The following is a 1,146-nucleotide window of genomic DNA, read 5'->3' on the forward strand; positions in this document are numbered from 1 at the left end:
GTTCAGCTAACTGATTGGCCTCACTTGGACTGACAACATCAACCCAAATGTGTAGATCTCGATACGCGTTTTCTTGTGTGGGTACCTCAGGCGCACTTCCTTTGTACAGCAGATACTTCACACGGAGATTCTCTCCTGGTTGTGGCGCCTGGAATGTGTGGGGTTCGTGATGCGTAGCGTTGTGTTCAACGGTTGCTTGAAATCGGTCAATTTCTTCCCGCTCACGTACCGTTGTAGTGTTCCCCTCCTGTTCGACGGTCTGTAGCTGGATAACAACCGTATACGTCGTGCGTTCATACTCGTTATTACCGATCCCGACAACCAACTGGCTCTGTTCACCAACTGCCAGTTCATCCGGATAGCCGTCCGCTACTAATTCTCCATCATCGGATTCACTTAGCAAATAAAACTCCGTGAATTGTTCTCCCTGCGGTGGAACAGCAACGGCATACCCCACGCTACCAACAGCAAGCAACACTGAGAGCACAAGTGCGATATTAAGCGCCGCATCTGTCCGGCTGTTTGGCTCAAAGAGTTCGGCTTTCCCGGCTGCGATCCACGCCCTGTACGGAACCCGAAACTGGTCTTCAGCAGGCAACTCGTGGCGTCGCCTTGCTGCGATACTCACACAGGCAAGCGTGAATACCGTAACTGAGAGGACAACCGGCGCCAGTCGAATCCCCCACGGCGTGAAATTCAATACTAATCCAATAAGCGGAACAATAGCAATAGACAATCCGAAGGATAACGCAACCCGCTCGATTCCATCGATCCCTTGCGACTGTAGATGCTCACCAGGTGGTTGTGACCTTTCTGTCTCTGCTGCGTCAGTCCCCGGAACTGGGTTGGGTTTACCCTCCGATTCAGAGTCGGCTACTGTCTGTGCCTGACCGTCGTCTGCTGAGACTTCTCGACTGCTTTCAGGAAACAACGCCGCAATGAACGCATATCCGGGGAGAAACAAGACAAATCCAAGTCCAAAGAGTACACGTAGTGGTGTCTCATTTATCCCCGGAATAAATACGCTTCCTACGGTGAGCAACGTCAGAACAACAACTGCTGCTAGGTCGGCAGGCAGCCGCCGGACCGGTCGTGGAAGGAGTAACCACGCTGTCCGCCGATCACTCATAGGTGGTACTCGTATAC

The 1,146-nt window shown here is 52.4% G+C and carries 1 protein-coding gene; it reads right to left on the reverse strand.

Annotated features, from left to right (window positions below; all coding sequences use genetic code 11):
- Positions 1–1,129: DUF1616 domain-containing protein (locus EXE45_RS16775; RefSeq protein WP_137695001.1), on the reverse strand; the 1,129-nt coding region annotated here is incomplete at its 3' end.
- Between the last annotated feature and the right edge of the window lie 17 nt (positions 1,130–1,146).

This window comes from Halorubrum sp. SP9, assembly GCF_005435015.1.
Lineage (GTDB): Archaea > Halobacteriota > Halobacteria > Halobacteriales > Haloferacaceae > Halorubrum > Halorubrum sodomense.